Below are 14,221 nucleotides of genomic sequence, written 5' to 3'. Positions count from 1 at the left end.
AGCGGCACGGACCGGATCATCAATGCCCCAGTGACTTGAAAAGGCCGACCGACCAGCTGCACGATCAGTGGCATGCGGGGGATGTTCCCTAAGCTCAAGATCTTGACCTCGATATTGGCCTCGAAAGATCTCCATGGGCGCAGTCCATGGCACCGAGTGTCCTCACCTCCGCGTTTTTCCCATATGCCGCTCCCATCTCAATGGTGGTTTGTTACGCTCGACTCACGAGCTGTGCTCCCTGGACCTCTGACGGCGAAGGACTACAAATTGAAGGCGTGGGAAGGCCCGCTCGCCGTTCTGGCTGCGCGCATGCGGCGAGCTTCGATGGCAGATAGCGTCGATCTACTTCTTGAGTCCGAGGCCCTTGCTGAGGCCCGTCAGGTTATGGAACTCCTCGAAGGGGATGGGGGCGAGGTCACCTGCTGGCTCACGCTTGGCTGGTTCTTCTGGTACCGCCACGGTGAACTGGACTCGGCGCAGGAGAGGCAGAAGGAACTCGAGACCGCGATAGAGATGTTCAACCCATGCTTCGTCGCAGGAGTTGAAGACGATCTCCTGCCTGCAGAACTCCTTCCAGCCATTGCGACTCTTTCATCTAGAGTGGCGATCATGTGGATCCGGCCGGCTTCTGGCCAACCAGTGTACGAGCAACTCTCCGCCGCCATAGAGCTGCTGCGGAGGGCCGTGGGGGCACTCCCAGATCAAGACCGCGAACGTGGGCCGATGCTGTCGAACCTCGCGATGGCGTTGCAGATCAGGTCACAGTACGGAGCAAAACTATCCGATCTAGATGCGGCAATCAGCGCCCTTAAGTCTGCTGTCTCCCTGCTTCCGGCATCTGACCTAGATCTCCCAGCTGTGCTTTCCAACCTGTCAGTTGCACTGAGATCCAAGTATGAATACACCGGTCGACTGGCGGACTTGACCAGTGCGATCGATGCGGGAAAACGATCCGTGGACGCCACGAGCGAGCAAGGTCAGCTCCTCGGCGGTAATCTTGCGAACCTTGCAGCAGCCCAATTGAGTTTGTTTGGGCGCACCGGCGAATCAGCCCTGCTAGATGAGGTGATCAAGAATCTTTGGCGGGCAGTGGCATGGTTTCCTCCAGGACAGCATGAGCGCGCGGGCATTCTCACGAATCTGGGGGTCGCGCTGCGTGAACGGTTCCAACGCACCGACGATATGGACGACCTGGAGAAGGCGGTCAAAGTTGGCCGCGAGTCCATCGAACTCACTCCGATAGGCCATCCAGACTCCGCGACCTTTCTTAGCAACTATGGCGTCACGCTTAGCACCCGATTCGATCGAACGGGCTTTGCAGACGACCTCAGTGAGGCCATAGAGGTCGGCAGACGTGCCGTGCAGACGACCCCAGATGGACACGCCGCCAAGCCCGTCCGCCTTGCGGCTCTCGGAACATCCCTGATCGCGCATGCTGGGCGAACAGGCTTCCCTGCAGACATCGACGAAGCCGTCGAGGTCAGCCGGGAGGCACTCATGCTTATACCACCCGACCACGCCAATATCTCAATCTGCCTAAACAATCTCGCCGTCGCCCTTTGGACTCAATTTGAACGGCAGGCTGACCTGGCAGTCCTGGATGAAGCGGTCGAGGTCGGCAATCAAGCGCTGCAGGCTACGCCGGACGATCACCCTGACCTCGGAAGCCGCCTCTCGAACGCAGGACTCTGGCTTTGGACCCGATATGAACGCACTGGCCGACTCGCCGACTTGAACGAGGCAGTCCTGCTTGGCGAGCGTGCTGTCGAAATCATTCCAAGCCATCCCCCCGAGCAGTTGATAGCACTGTCTAATTTGTCGGCCACCATCAAGGTCCGTTTTGATGAAACCGGAACGGCTGCTGATATCAATCGTGCTATCGAGCACGCAAGAGCAGCGGTGCGTGCGGTGTCAGATGATCATCCATTGAGCCCACGCTTGAATTCCAACCTCGCAGGACTCTTGGCTGCTCGATTCACCCAGGCCGATGACGTCGCGGACCTGAATGCCGCAGTCGAGTCCGCTGGCAAGGCGGTGGTCGCTGCATTCGCGTCCGGGGACCCGTATACGGGCCGATATCTTTCTTCCTTCGGCGCGATTCTGGCTATCCGGTACGACCGAACCGATGACCTAGCTGATCTTGAAGTCGCTATCAAAGCCAGTCGTGACGCAACCAAAGCGGCCCCTCCTGACTACCCACAGCGAGCGAATTATCTACTGAACCTAGGTAATATGCTCCTAACCCGCCTCAAAAGGAACGGAATTCAAAGCGACGCGGATGAAGCTCACTCTGCTTTTAGCTCAGCCGCCGAGATGGCTGTGGCTCGTCCTTCAACTCGGATCGTGGCGGCAAGGGCGGCCGCGAGGCTTGATATAGACTCGAACACTGGAAGAGCAGCACGCTTTCTGGAAACGGCAGTCCGGCTTCTCCCGGGAGCGGCGCCACGTCGGCTAGGGCGGAGCGACCAGCAACGTGCTCTGGCGGAGCTGGCCGGGTTGGCCGGGGATGCAGCGGCACTCGCTCTCTCGGACACAGAGGTCCTCGACGAGGAGGCCAGGGCGTGGCGAGCACTACAGCTACTGGAGGCAGGCCGCGCGTTCATGTTGAACCGCGCGTTGGACATCCGGACCGATCTTTCGGAGCTTCGGGCCAAGCATCCGGATCTTGCAACTCGATTCGAGGAACTCCGGGATCTCCTTGAGTTGGACCAGGAATCGGAGCAGGGACGCCTCGGTGCTGCGGAAATTCCTGGGCGGCATCGCCTGGCTGAAGAGTTGAGACGAACCTTCGAGCGGATACGAGCCAACGAAGAGTTTGCGGCATTCGGACTCCCGCCGTCTAATGAAGACCTTATTTGCGAGGCGAGCGTCGGCCCCATAGCCTGCTTCAACATAACGGCCTATCGCTGTGACGCGCTCATTCTTGCGAATGGTAAGATCTCTCATAAAGAACTACCTGATCTTACCGAGGCTGCTCTGGTCAATGAGGTCGCTGGCTTCTACAGCGCGCTCGACACGGTGACCAAAGTTGATGCCAGCCTGCGGGAGCGGCAAGCCGCTCAGTCACGGCTGCTCGAGATGCTCAGCTGGTTGTGGGACGTAGCTGCAGGTCCTGTGCTAGACGCCGTGGATCTGCCAGACATTGCCAATCCGAGAATCTGGTGGGTCACTGGGGGATTGCTCGGTCTGCTACCCCTGCACGCTGCCGGCCACCATCGCGAGGTTCCACACACCGGAATGGGCCGCCGCACGGTCATGGACCGAGTGATCTCCTCTTACACGCCGACCATCCGAGCCCTTGGCCATGCCCGCGACAAAGAACGCGGCATGCGGCAATCCGGCAAGGCCCTTGTCGTGGCCATGCCCACGACTCCGGGGATCCAGGGACGGCTCACTCACGTCCTTGCCGAAACTCGAAGTATTCAGTCCCTACTGCCTGATTCGGTGCTCCTTGTCGGAAATGGAGGTATCGTCGGAATGCAGTCGGCGACGAAGTCAAATGTCCTTGGCTATCTCGAAGGCTGCGCGATCGCCCATTTTGCCTGCCACGGTGTGGTGGATCCTATCGACCCGTCGCAGAGCCGCCTGCTGCTGCAAGATCACCGCACCGACCCATTTACCGTGGCTGGCCTCGACGGAGTACGGCTTGACCAAGCCGGTCTGGCTTACCTGTCGGCCTGCAATACGGCGTACTCAAACTCCGCGAATCTCCTCGACGAGGCCATTCACCTCACCTCGGCCTTCCAACTCACGGGCTTTTCCCACGTAATAGGTACTCTATGGGAGGTTGACGATGAGATTTCGGCTAGGGCTGCAGCGGACTTCTACGGGAACCTCAGAACCGATGACGGGTTTCTGGATCTGGCAAGGTCTCCGCAAGCCTTGCATAGCGCGGTCCTCAGACTGCGTGACAGGTTTCCCACCAGTCCATCCCTCTGGGCGTCCTACCTGCACGCTGGGGCGTGATCGCCTGGCCCCTGCCCCAGTGGTGCTGGATCCAGCCATGGCCCGATCGCGGGTAGCCTCGCATAAAGAGGTAGATCGAGCGCCACAGCAACGCTGCGGTCGATGATCCCTTGGGTCCTTTATTGGTGCGCAGGAGGTGGCCCCGTGATGAGGTGGCACCGTGACACAGCATCCCGTCATCGGCATGAGGGTATTCGGAAGGGCCATCGAACCTTGCGCAATCTTAGGCGCCGAAATGCACGTGGGCTCCCCAGCGAGTGAGAGCCAGAGGCTCCTCGCTACGCAGGGCATTGATGGTTTGGTGGAGTGCGTGGGCACTGTCCTCGGTGGCAGGCCGCCCGGACTGACAGAGCCTCTCGTAGAACGAACCTGCGATGGCGACGGCGCTATCATCGGGAATCGTCCAGAGGGTTGCAATGACGTGGGGGAATCCGGCCAGTTGGAAGGCTGAGGCGAGGTGGATCGATTCGTCCAGCAACTGGGTGTCACGGGTGACCGCGGTCGAGCAGGCGGACAGATAGGCCAGTCTCGCTCGATCATGGTCGACGGGGGCTAAAGCGGCGACGGTGAGCGGTGCGCTTTTCCAGTCATGGAGCAGGAGCCGGCTCTGGGACGGGTCCGCCGGATCGCTGCGGCCATGGCAGGCGAAATGGACGATCGTGCTGCCCGGCAGTGCCGACAGGACGGCCGCCCCGGTGACTGGACGGGCCTGCACCAGCGTGGGGCGGGGTAGCAGGCCGCGCAAGGTCTCCACCTCCTGTGTGGCCATTGGGAGAGGGACTTGCGCGGGGGTTTCGGGCATCGCGACGAGAAGTGTCCAGTCCTCACCAGGCGAGCGGCTCGATCGGCCTCGTGCATACCGTAGGGCGTTGATGGTCGGGGTGTAGGAGGAGACCACCCGGTCGAGCACAGCACGATGTGTGGGATCTGGGCTCCTGAAGTGATGACCAGCGGCATGCAATGGGAGCAGGCCGAGCAGGCCGCCGGGCGACCACCACAGACGAGGCCACGCGTCCTCGGGCGGCCCCTCGATGCCCAGTGCCTCGAGGACCGGCTCGGCCGCCGCATCCCAAAGCCACGCGAGGATCTCCAACAGTCGACGCTGCGCGGAGATCCTCTCTCCGAACGATGCCTCGGCGTCGCCGAGGATGGCGAGAGCCTGATGGAAGGCATTGATCTGTCCGATCAGTCGCTCCTGCTCCAGTAGGGGAAGCGCGACATTGGTGATCGCCTGCTCCGTGGTGATGAGAGCGTCGCTGCGGAGCGGGCTGATCGCGAACGTCACGATGGCGTCCTGTCGGGCCTGGGAGCGCAACTCCTTCTCTGTGGGAGGCAGACCGAAGGTCTCGAATCCGTGAAGGTTGCGGATATGGTCCAGCAAACGCGTGAGCCGGTCGGACTGCTCATGCCGAGTGTCAAAGACGCCAGCCGTAACCCGGACGGTCGGCGACCGGTCGAGTTCGGACCGCAGCGAGGCGAGCTCCGCCGCGAGGCCGGGATGAGCATCACGGAGGTCGGTGTAGTCGTTGCGGATAGCGAGGCTTTGTGTCAGCAGGACTGATCGACCCGCCTCCAGGAGCCGTAGCGCCCTCCCAGGCCGTTCCTTCTCCCGTACGCCGGGATCGCTCAGGGCAAGTGATGCCGCGTACGAAGCCAGCCCAGAGACCCCGCGGATCAAGTGCTGGCGATCGCCTCGGTCGAGCTCCCGGAGGGCCAGATCGGGGAGCTGGAGCACTGCCGCCTCCGTCAGCGCTGCGGCGCGTCCCACCTGGTCCGGCATGGCGAGCTCGGCAGCGAGCCTGAGCGCGGGGATGCGGATGGAAGGGGCCACGAACGGGGCGTCCGTTACCGAACCCAGCAACCGCAGTGCCAGGTCGCGGTCGCGAGAGTCGGAGGTTCGCTCGAATCGCGCTCTGAGGGCGCTGGAAAGAGTGACCGCGTAGGCAGTCCAGGCCCGGTCACCGCTGGGGGTGGCCTCGACCGCCGTGCTTCCCATGGCCACCGCTGCGTCTAGGTCGCCGGGGTCGCCCGTAACTTCATAGCGTGCCTGCAGGGAGCCGCACAGGCTGTTGAGCCGCATGGGACGGTGTTGATCATCGTCCTGGCCGTCGATTGCCTCGCGCAGATTGGAGATGGAGGCGTCAAGATCGGAGATCTCTCCGGAGTGCTCGAACCTCAATCGCAGCCCGAGGCCCAAGTCATTGAGGGTGGCCTTACGGTCGAGCCGGTCTCCGCGGAGAGCAAGGGCCTCTCTCGCTGCGGCGATCGCCCTGTCCAGGTCGGCGAGGTCTCCAGTGCGGCCGAAAAGCAATTGCAGGGAGATGCCGAGATTACCCAATCGTGCGCCTCGGAAGGGATGGTCGGAAGGTGTGTCGGCGAGCGCGCGCTCGCCGAGCCGCACGGCGGCCTCCACGTCGGCTCGTCCGCCCCTCAGCTCGAACCTCGTCCGTAGGGCGACCCCCAGGTCGGCGAGGGCCGCCACCCGTTCGGGATCGTTCGAGGGCATGGCCTCGAGAGCCTCCCTCCCTGTGTGAATCGCGCGGTCTAGATCGGCCGGGGACCCCAGTCGGGAGTACCTCAGCCGCAGGGAGACGCTGAGGTTGGCGAGTTGACCGCCCCTCTCACTGCTCTCTGCCGAGGGCAATGAGACGGACTCCTCGGCGCGACGTACGGACTCGAGAAGGTCGGCGATCTCGCCCACGGTCTCGAAGCGGTGCCGCTGGAACAGCCCCAGGGCGTTGAGATGGCGGCTCCGCTCGGAGTGGTCGTTCGGCAGGAGCCGCAACGCTCGGCGGCTGGCCTCTACTGCCCTGTCGAGATCTCCGACGGTGCCGTCCCGCAGGAAGCGCTGAAACAGATCCAGGCCATAGTTCCCCAGGTGAGCGGGTAGCCGTGAGTCCTCTCCGAGGAGGTCGATGCACTCCCTGCGACGTTCGATGGCTTCTTCCAGACCGTCAGGCGCGCTCAGCATCTTTCGCCGTTGATCGAGAACCTCCACCAGGTTACTCAGATAGTCGACTCGGCCAGGCCCAGGTGCTTCCGCGGCCTGCCGCGCCAGATCGACGGCAAGGTCCAGGTCGGCGGGTTTGCCCGTCATCAAGGACTGACGCATCAGCCCTATTGCGAGATTGCTCATCCGACCTGCACGCCCGGGATGGTCCAACGCCGTGTGGTCCAGGATCCGGCCGGCCAGGCGGACGGCGATGAACAGGGAGTTGCGGTCGGCCTTCGCCCCCAACGCCCGCGCGACGAGCATCGCTGAGAGAGAAGCGAGATCGTCGGCCAGGTCTGCCAGCAACGCACTGGGAACGCCGTCCAGTGATGGGGCGTGAACGAACAGTCGCCTATAGACCTCGATCTTCCTGTTCCTTTCCGCACGGTCTCTGATGGACTTCACGCTAACGCGACCCAGCTGAGTTTCGGTGATGCTGGGACAGAAAGGACGCTAACCTTCAGGCCGAGCCACAAGGAGAACCGGAAGTGGACCTGACGATGGCAGAAAAGATCGCGGCGTTCTGCCGGGAGCTTCAGGACTCGGCGATCGAGGGAATCGCGAGGGCTAACGGAGCAGGTGAGATCTTCGACCGGGTGAAGGCCGCGGTGCTCGCCGGGCAGGGGGAAGCTGCGACCGAGGCCGATCTCGACCTGCTCAACCGGACCGTGCGCGAGAGCGAGGGGATCGAGTTCTATCCGCGCAGAGCTCGCGCCTACCAGCCGCTCAGCGGTGCCTCACCGGACTCCGGAGCACTGTGGTGGTCGTGTCCTGCAGGACTATGCGCCGGGCGTGGCAGGGTCCGGCCCGGCGAAGACCCGCCCGTCTGCGCTACAGGGGCCGCGCTTGTCCCGCGACCACTGACGCGATGAACGGGTTCCTCAGCGAGCTCGGCAAGAAGCTGGCCGAACGATGGCTGTCACTTCTGGCGCTGCCCGGCATGCTCTACCTCGCGGCAGTGACGGTAGCGATGACACTCGGGCACGCGCATCCTTTGGACCTGGGCGAACTCAGCCACCACATCACCAATTGGTCGTCCTCGCGGTCGTTTCGATCCGTCGGGGGCACCGTACTGATCATGGTTGTGGCGCTGCTCGGATCGATCGTGGTAGGGCTCGCCGTCGGCGCACTCGGGACGGTCGTCGAGATGGTCTGGACGCTTCCCGGACGGCGTGGCCCCGCGCGCTGGCTGGCAGCGCGCCGCCGAAGCCGCTCACGCAAGGCCAAGGACAGGGCGGACAATGCGACTAGCGAGGCCGAACTAGCCGAGGCGATCGCCGCGGCCAACCGCATCTGCCTCCTGGAAGCCGATCGACCGACCTGGATCGGCGACCGGCTGCGTGTTACCCGGTTGCGGATTGCGGCGGTCTATGGGCTGGATCTCGACTCGGCATGGGCCCGCCTGTGGCTGATCGTCCCCGAAGACACTCGCAAGGCAGTGGCCTCAGCGGGCGATGCTTTCGCTGCCTCTACACGGATCACGGCCTGGGGCATTCTCTATGTGCTCCTCGGCGCGTGGTGGTGGCCCTCGCTGCTGATCGGATTCGGGATCTTGGTTACAGCACGAGTCCGCAGCCGTTCGGCGACCACGAACCTCGCCGAACTCATCGAGGCCGTCGTCGACCTCCATGCCCACGAACTCGCTGACAGCGTCAAACTGGCCCACGACACCTACACCGACCCTGATGTGGGCAAGCGAATCAACAGGTTCGTCCAGAAGAGCCGCTGGGATCCCACCTCCGCACTCGCGGACTGAGCACCAGAGAGATCGTTCGCGCACAGCCGGCAGGCAGTGCCTCAACCGGAGCGACGCTGATGTCGGGTGTTTCTGCGATCAGTGACTCACCATGTGTCGGCGACGCGTGAATTCGACCGTCGTTGACACCATGGATAAAGACCGTGTTGGAGCGCGCCAGCAATGCCTGCCCCAGGAACTTCCTACCGGTTCAGCGACCGCCTCTCAACAGCCCGATTCATGGCGACAATTCAGCCCCGCGATCCGCCGGGCACGCCGTGACGGTGTACTCCCGAGCAGCAGCGACGAGGATAGGGAGCCGTCCGCTCATCGGCATGAGCGGATGTTTGCCGCATCGTCGAACTGACGTGCGGGGAGTGGAGCCGCCGACACGTTCCGGGGGAGCGGGAGGGGGCGCTGAACCGGGCGAGTCTGCGAACGAGGGACGGTGGCTTGGTCACTGGCCATCACGAGACAAGAGGCCTCACGGCTCGCCACGTTTGTCGCCTCGCTGGAGGCTGAGGCACGAGTTCGTTCCCCAAAACGAGTACCTGTCCAGGATCGCGCGAGGTTAGCAGGTCAGAGGTTGGCAGGCGCGTCTTCTCGTAGGTAAGGAGGACAAGCCGCCAGGGGCCGAGGTCCGGTGGTGCGAGTCAGGGGGGCGAGCGGCGGGTGGTGGTCCGTCCCGGGAGCGAGCTCGCCACTGGCTGTTGCCCTGTGGGGACTGGACTAGCTGGGGTGGTTGGTGCTGGGCGGTCAGTGCCTGGGGGCGGACTGGACGGCGTTGCGTAGGGCTGCGCGGGTCAGTAGGAGGACGGGGCCGGCCGGGTCTTTGCTGTCTCGCACCGCCACCAGCGCATCGGCCGCGTCTGCCAGTTCGACGCAGTTGCCTCCGCTTGAAGTGCTGCGGCTGCTCCGGCGCCAGGCAACGTTGCTCAGGTCCATTTCTCTGTCGCCTTCCTAATCACTTCGCGCGACGCGTCTTCGGTGAGTGCTCGTGCACGAAGCTCGATCAGAGTTCGTGCCAGAGTAGCCAGGTCTGCTGGGTTGTCCGTTGCGATACCGCGGATGGCTGTCTCGACGTAGGCAACCTCGCTCCGGTCCTCCATCGTTGCAATCATGAAGTCACCTGAGTTGCCGGTGTGCTCACCGCTTGCCAAGACTACTTGGATCGTGATGTTCGGCAACATGCCCATGGTGAGCAGGTGCTCCAGCTGCTCCTTCATTGTCTCGGCGGAGCCGACTTGCCGGTAAAGGGCATGCCCGTCGAGCAGCAGCACAAAGAGCGTAGGGGGAGTTCCATCGTCCCTGGTGAGGATGGACTGGCGTCGCAGGCGGAGGTCTATCGCCTCCTGGTTGCCCTTCAGTAGGACCGACATGTATGCCGGGGTCTGCAACAGGCCTGGGATCACTCCGTGCTCCCAGCAGACCAGCATCACTGCATCGCCCTCTATCTGTGGCCAGTCGAACCAAACGGGCACAGGGTGACCGTCCTTGTTCAGGTCCTCCCACAGAGCGATCAGCGCTCCGCCTGCCTCCAGGTGGTCGTCCACGATCTCTACGAAGGGCCGTGTGGCGCGCTTCTTTCCCGCCTCGATACGGCTCACCTGCGCAGGGCTGACCTTTGTGAGATGAGCGATCGTTTCCTGCTTGATGCCCTTGGACTCCCGCAGCCGACGCATCTGCCGGCCGAAGGCAATAAGCGCAGCTGACTCCCTGGGGCGCTGCCGTCGTACCGCCGCCATGATCGCTTTTCCCCTCTCGGCAACTTACTGCCTGATGCGGCTTCTTACCGCTCAACGCCACTTGAGGACGGCAAGACGAACGTAGCCCAGATAGTGGCTCAATGTGTGCTGTCTACCACACACAGTGAGGAGATCCATGGGCTGCGCAGCGGAGAACGAAATGGTGGTGAAGCAGGACCCCAAGGCGGTCGCGGAGGTCCGGCGGTTCGTGCGGCTGGTTGCCGGTCAGTGGGGCATGGATGACTTCGTCCCGTGCCTGGTGGCGACCGAGCTGGTCACCAATGCCCTGCAACATGCGGCGTCGGCGACGGACGAAGAGGTGATCTTGCGGCTGAGTCGCACTGAGGACGACGCCCTGTGGATGGAGGTCCAGGACGCCGGTTGCGACCTCCCGCACCTGCTGGCGGCGGATACGTCCAGCGAGACAGGCCGTGGCCTGTTCATTGTCGACCAGTTCGCGCGCTGCTGGGGCATCCGTGCCCTGGCCGACAACGTCGGGAAGGTCGTCTTCGCGGTCATCGACCGCACATGAAAGATCGTGGAGGGGCGTCTCCGCTCTGCCTCCCGGCTACCTGACCTTTGCCCCGCCGATGGCTGTGACGCATCTGAGTCGAGTCACATTGGTGACCCCCGACGGGAAGACGCAGTGGTTCTGAGGCCATCTGCGAGCCGAGATCCGGCAGGGGTGTGGGCACTCTCGGTGGGCTCGCGCCGACCGGACTGCATGAACCAAAACGCGCCGAAGCGCTTCTGCGGACCTACGCCGGGCCTTCCGGGTCAGCCCCGCTGATGTTTTTGAGCGTCAGTGGGCCACGCCGATGCTTAAAGTAGCGGGCGGGCGTGGGATGAGACAGCCTGTCCCATGCGTACGCCGGCCGAGACCTGAAGGGTCTCGCCGGGCTCCGCTGCCGCGGGGGGCAAGAAATGGAAATCGTGCACATATGGCGGCTGGACCGTGCGCGGTCCAGTTCATCGGGGGATCGAGCGCGATCCGGGAGGTGGTGGCTGTAATCCCTGAAGACGGGTCGCAGCAGGAGGCGAGGCCAGCGCAGGTGAATCGGCGGGCGCATCGGACTCCGCGGCGCAACCGCTCGGTGAGGTTCTCGTTGTCGGAGGAGGAGCATGCGTTGGTTGCCTCGGCGGCATCAGGAGAACGGCTTGCGGTCGGGGCATACGCGGCGCAGGCGGTGCTCAATGCGGCTCGAGGCAGTGTCCAGCCGCAGTACGCATTGCTGCGGGAGTCGCTGGCGATCATGATGCATGCATCGGGGCAGGCTCGACGGATTGGAGCTAACCTCAACCAGGCAATCGCGGCGTTGCACTCGGGGGAGGCGTCGCCGCAGTTGCGGTGGTACGCCGAGGCGGCCGCGCGAACCGTCGAGAAGCTGGATGAGTTGGCGGACGATGTGTGTCGGCGGCTTCCTTAGCGTGGCCGGTGCGCGCTGATCGGGAAGGCGGTGCGTTCGCCGCCTGGAAGGGTCAGGCGTCGGTGGTCCGGGGCTTCGTCCGATCTTTGGACGGTAGATATCGGGGCGGACGGCTCAGGCGATGTCGCGGACGGCCGTCCGCCACGCGGCGGACGGCACGCGGACGGCTGGAACAGGGGAGTCTGTTAGTCCGGTTTCGCTGCGCCGAACCAGCCCTGGGGAAGTGACCGGTCATGCCGTTGGGCTGCCCCCGATTCGGCGTAGATTGAGGCGCTATTGGAGAAGAACCCTATGGCGCATCAGGAGTGTCAGGCGTTCCGCGCCGATGCGGCTACCGCGCTGCCAGCGGCGCCACGTCCGGACGCCGGGACAGAACCACCAATACTGATCCGCTCCCGAGGGCGCGTGCTGGCCGACGTCTCATGCGCCTGGCTGGCAATCGACACCTCAGCCTGCAGCATGCGCCGCGCCGGCCTTGCTAAGGCCAAGTCAGTATGGGCATATCGGGACCCGGATCCCCCGCATCCTCTGGCAAGCGAAGAACGGGGCTATTCACGGGCGTGACTGACCGGGCGTAGCCGAGCACCGGGTGGCACGACGCTGCACTTAGCACTACTAGTGCGACGCGGCGGCTGCCTACTAACGGGTACGTTAGTGGATGATCTTGCTTGGATCGGTTGCGGACAGGCGGATGCGGTGGCTCGGCAACGCCAGGAGCTGAGGACTCAGCCGACCTTCGGGGTGGCGCGGTCGATGATGGGGGCGATGTCCAGGCCTGGCGGGAGGGTGCCGAAAGCGCCGCCCCAGTCGCCGGCTAGGCGCGTGGCGCAGAAGGCGTCGGCGACGGCCGGGTGGCCGTGTCTGACCAGCAGTGATGCCTGGAGGACTAGCGCCAGGCGCTCGGCTACTCGGCGGGCGCGGTACTCGATTGTCGCGGTGTCGGCGAAGCTTTCCTTGGTCTCCTTGATGGCTGCGTCTAGGCGCTTGTCGGCTCCTTGAGAGAGGGCTACTTCTTCGAAGAACGCCTCTAGGGTTTGCGGCTCGCGTAGCGTTGCGCGGAGGAGATCGAGTGCCGCGACGTTGCCGGAGCCCTCCCAGATGGAGTTCAGGGGCGACTCGCGGAAGAGGCGGGGCATCCCGGACTCCTCGACGTAGCCGTTGCCGCCCAGGCATTCGAGGGCCTCGGCGGCGTGCGCGGGCCAGCGCTTGCAGATCCAGTACTTGCTGACCGCGAGGCCGAGGCGCTTGAAGGCGGTCTCGCTCTCGCTGCCGCGCACCGAGCGGTCGGTGGCGCCCGCGAGGCGCAGCATCGTGGTCGTGGCGGCCTCGGACTCGATCGCGAGGTCGGCCAGGACGTTGCGCATCAGCGGCTGGTCGATCAGCGGCCGGCCGAACGCCGAGCGGTGCGCCGCGTGGTGCGCGGCGGTGGTGACGCCGAGCCGCATCCCGGACGCGGCACCGATCACGCAGTCCAGGCGGGTCATGTTGACCATCTCGATGATGGTGCGGACGCCGCGGCCCTCGTCCCCGACCCGCCACGCGACCGCCTCGTCGTACTCCACCTCGGAGGAGGCGTTGGACCGGTTGCCGAGCTTGTCCTTCAGCCGCATCAGGCGCAGCGGGTTGAGGCCGCCGTCCGGCAGGACGCGGGGGACGAGGAAGCAGGTCAGCCCGCCGGGCGCCTGGGCGAGGGTGAGGAACACGTCGCACATCGGAGCGCTGGTGAACCACTTGTGGCCGACGAGGCGGTACGTCCCGTCCGGCTGGGGCGCGGCCGTGGTGGTGTTGGCGCGGACGTCCGAGCCGCCCTGCTTCTCGGTCATGGACATGCCGGCGAGAAGCGCGGTCTTGGTGAGCGGGGGCCGCAGCCCGAAGTCGTACTCCGGCCTGGCCAGGAGCGGCTCGTACCGCGCGGCCAGCTCCGGCGACTGCCGCAGCGCCGGGACGGCGGCGTAGGTCATCGAGACGGGGCAGCCGTGGCCCGCGTCGACGCGCCAGGTGTAGAACTTCGCCGCGCGGGCGACATGGGCGCCCTCGCGGGGGTCGGTCCACGCCGAGCCGTGCAGGCCGTGCGTCACCGCGACGGTCATCAGCTCGTGCCACGCCGGGTGGAACTCGACCTCGTCGATCCGGTGCCCGCAGCGGTCGTGGGTGCGCAGCACGGGCGGGTGCTCGTTGGCGAGGCGCCCCCACTCCTGGGCCCGCTCGGCGCCGGCCAGGCGGCCGAGCTCGCGCACCTCGGCCTCGGCCCACCCGGCGCCCTCGCGGTGCAGCCCGTCCAGCAGGGCCGCCTCGTCGGAGGCGTCGTGCCCGGCGAGCGGGGGGACCTGGTTGAACACCTCGTGCGTCACGCGCT

The 14,221-nt window shown here is 64.7% G+C and carries 9 protein-coding genes; 5 read left to right on the top strand and 4 right to left on the bottom strand.

The features are described 5' to 3' along the window. Positions 1–324: 324 nt before the first annotated feature. Positions 325–3,966: a CHAT domain-containing protein gene (locus tag BJ999_RS28965; RefSeq protein ID WP_179836197.1), complete on the top strand. Its 3,642-nt coding sequence runs from the start codon at positions 325–327 to the stop codon at positions 3,964–3,966. 223 nt (positions 3,967–4,189) lie between these two features. On the opposite strand, the gene BJ999_RS43760 is transcribed toward BJ999_RS28965, so the two are convergent. Continuing rightward, complete coding sequence (locus BJ999_RS43760) at positions 4,190–7,363, bottom strand: CHAT domain-containing protein (protein ID WP_179836196.1); 3,174 nt, start codon at positions 7,361–7,363, stop codon at positions 4,190–4,192. An 83-nt stretch (positions 7,364–7,446) separates the two neighbouring features. Here BJ999_RS43760 and BJ999_RS28955 point away from each other — a divergent pair, with 83 nt between their 5' ends. Together BJ999_RS28955 and BJ999_RS28950 are read left to right on the top strand one after the other, a co-directional pair. Beyond that, positions 7,447–7,830, top strand: a complete 384-nt coding sequence (locus BJ999_RS28955; RefSeq protein WP_179836195.1) for a hypothetical protein — start codon at positions 7,447–7,449, stop codon at positions 7,828–7,830. Beyond that, positions 7,827–8,714, top strand: coding sequence for a hypothetical protein (locus BJ999_RS28950; protein ID WP_179836194.1), 888 nt, complete (start codon positions 7,827–7,829; stop codon positions 8,712–8,714). Before BJ999_RS28955 ends, BJ999_RS28950 begins: the two co-directional genes overlap by 4 nt. Before the next feature lie 735 nt (positions 8,715–9,449). Here the strand turns inward: BJ999_RS28950 and BJ999_RS28945 are convergent. Both BJ999_RS28945 and BJ999_RS28940 read right to left on the bottom strand, forming a co-directional pair. Then, positions 9,450–9,638 (bottom strand): DUF397 domain-containing protein, encoded by a 189-nt coding sequence (locus BJ999_RS28945; protein WP_179836193.1) that lies wholly within the window; start codon positions 9,636–9,638, stop codon positions 9,450–9,452. Beyond that, on the bottom strand, positions 9,629–10,438 hold the full coding sequence (locus BJ999_RS28940) for a helix-turn-helix domain-containing protein (RefSeq protein WP_179836192.1): 810 nt from the start codon (positions 10,436–10,438) through the stop codon (positions 9,629–9,631). The genes BJ999_RS28945 and BJ999_RS28940 overlap by 10 nt, the downstream gene beginning before the upstream one ends. A gap of 136 nt (positions 10,439–10,574) precedes the next feature. On the opposite strand from BJ999_RS28940, the gene BJ999_RS28935 reads away from it, so the two are divergent. Together BJ999_RS28935 and BJ999_RS28930 are read left to right on the top strand one after the other, a co-directional pair. Beyond that, positions 10,575–10,970 (top strand): ATP-binding protein, encoded by a 396-nt coding sequence (locus BJ999_RS28935; RefSeq protein WP_179836191.1) that lies wholly within the window; start codon positions 10,575–10,577, stop codon positions 10,968–10,970. Positions 10,971–11,544: 574 nt separating this feature from the next. Then, positions 11,545–11,865 carry a hypothetical protein gene (locus tag BJ999_RS28930; RefSeq protein WP_179836190.1) on the top strand — a complete coding sequence of 107 codons (321 nt, stop codon included), beginning with the start codon at positions 11,545–11,547 and terminating at the stop codon, positions 11,863–11,865. Between the two features lie 725 nt (positions 11,866–12,590). Here BJ999_RS28930 and BJ999_RS28925 read toward each other — a convergent pair. Continuing rightward, the gene (locus BJ999_RS28925; RefSeq protein WP_179836189.1) at positions 12,591–14,216 is read right to left on the bottom strand and encodes an acyl-CoA dehydrogenase family protein; all 1,626 of its coding nucleotides are present in this window, start codon (positions 14,214–14,216) and stop codon (positions 12,591–12,593) included. Positions 14,217–14,221: the final 5 nt, after the last annotated feature.

The organism is Actinomadura citrea, from assembly GCF_013409045.1.
GTDB lineage: Bacteria > Actinomycetota > Actinomycetes > Streptosporangiales > Streptosporangiaceae > Spirillospora > Spirillospora citrea.
This window is presented reverse-complemented; position numbering and strand designations above follow the sequence as displayed.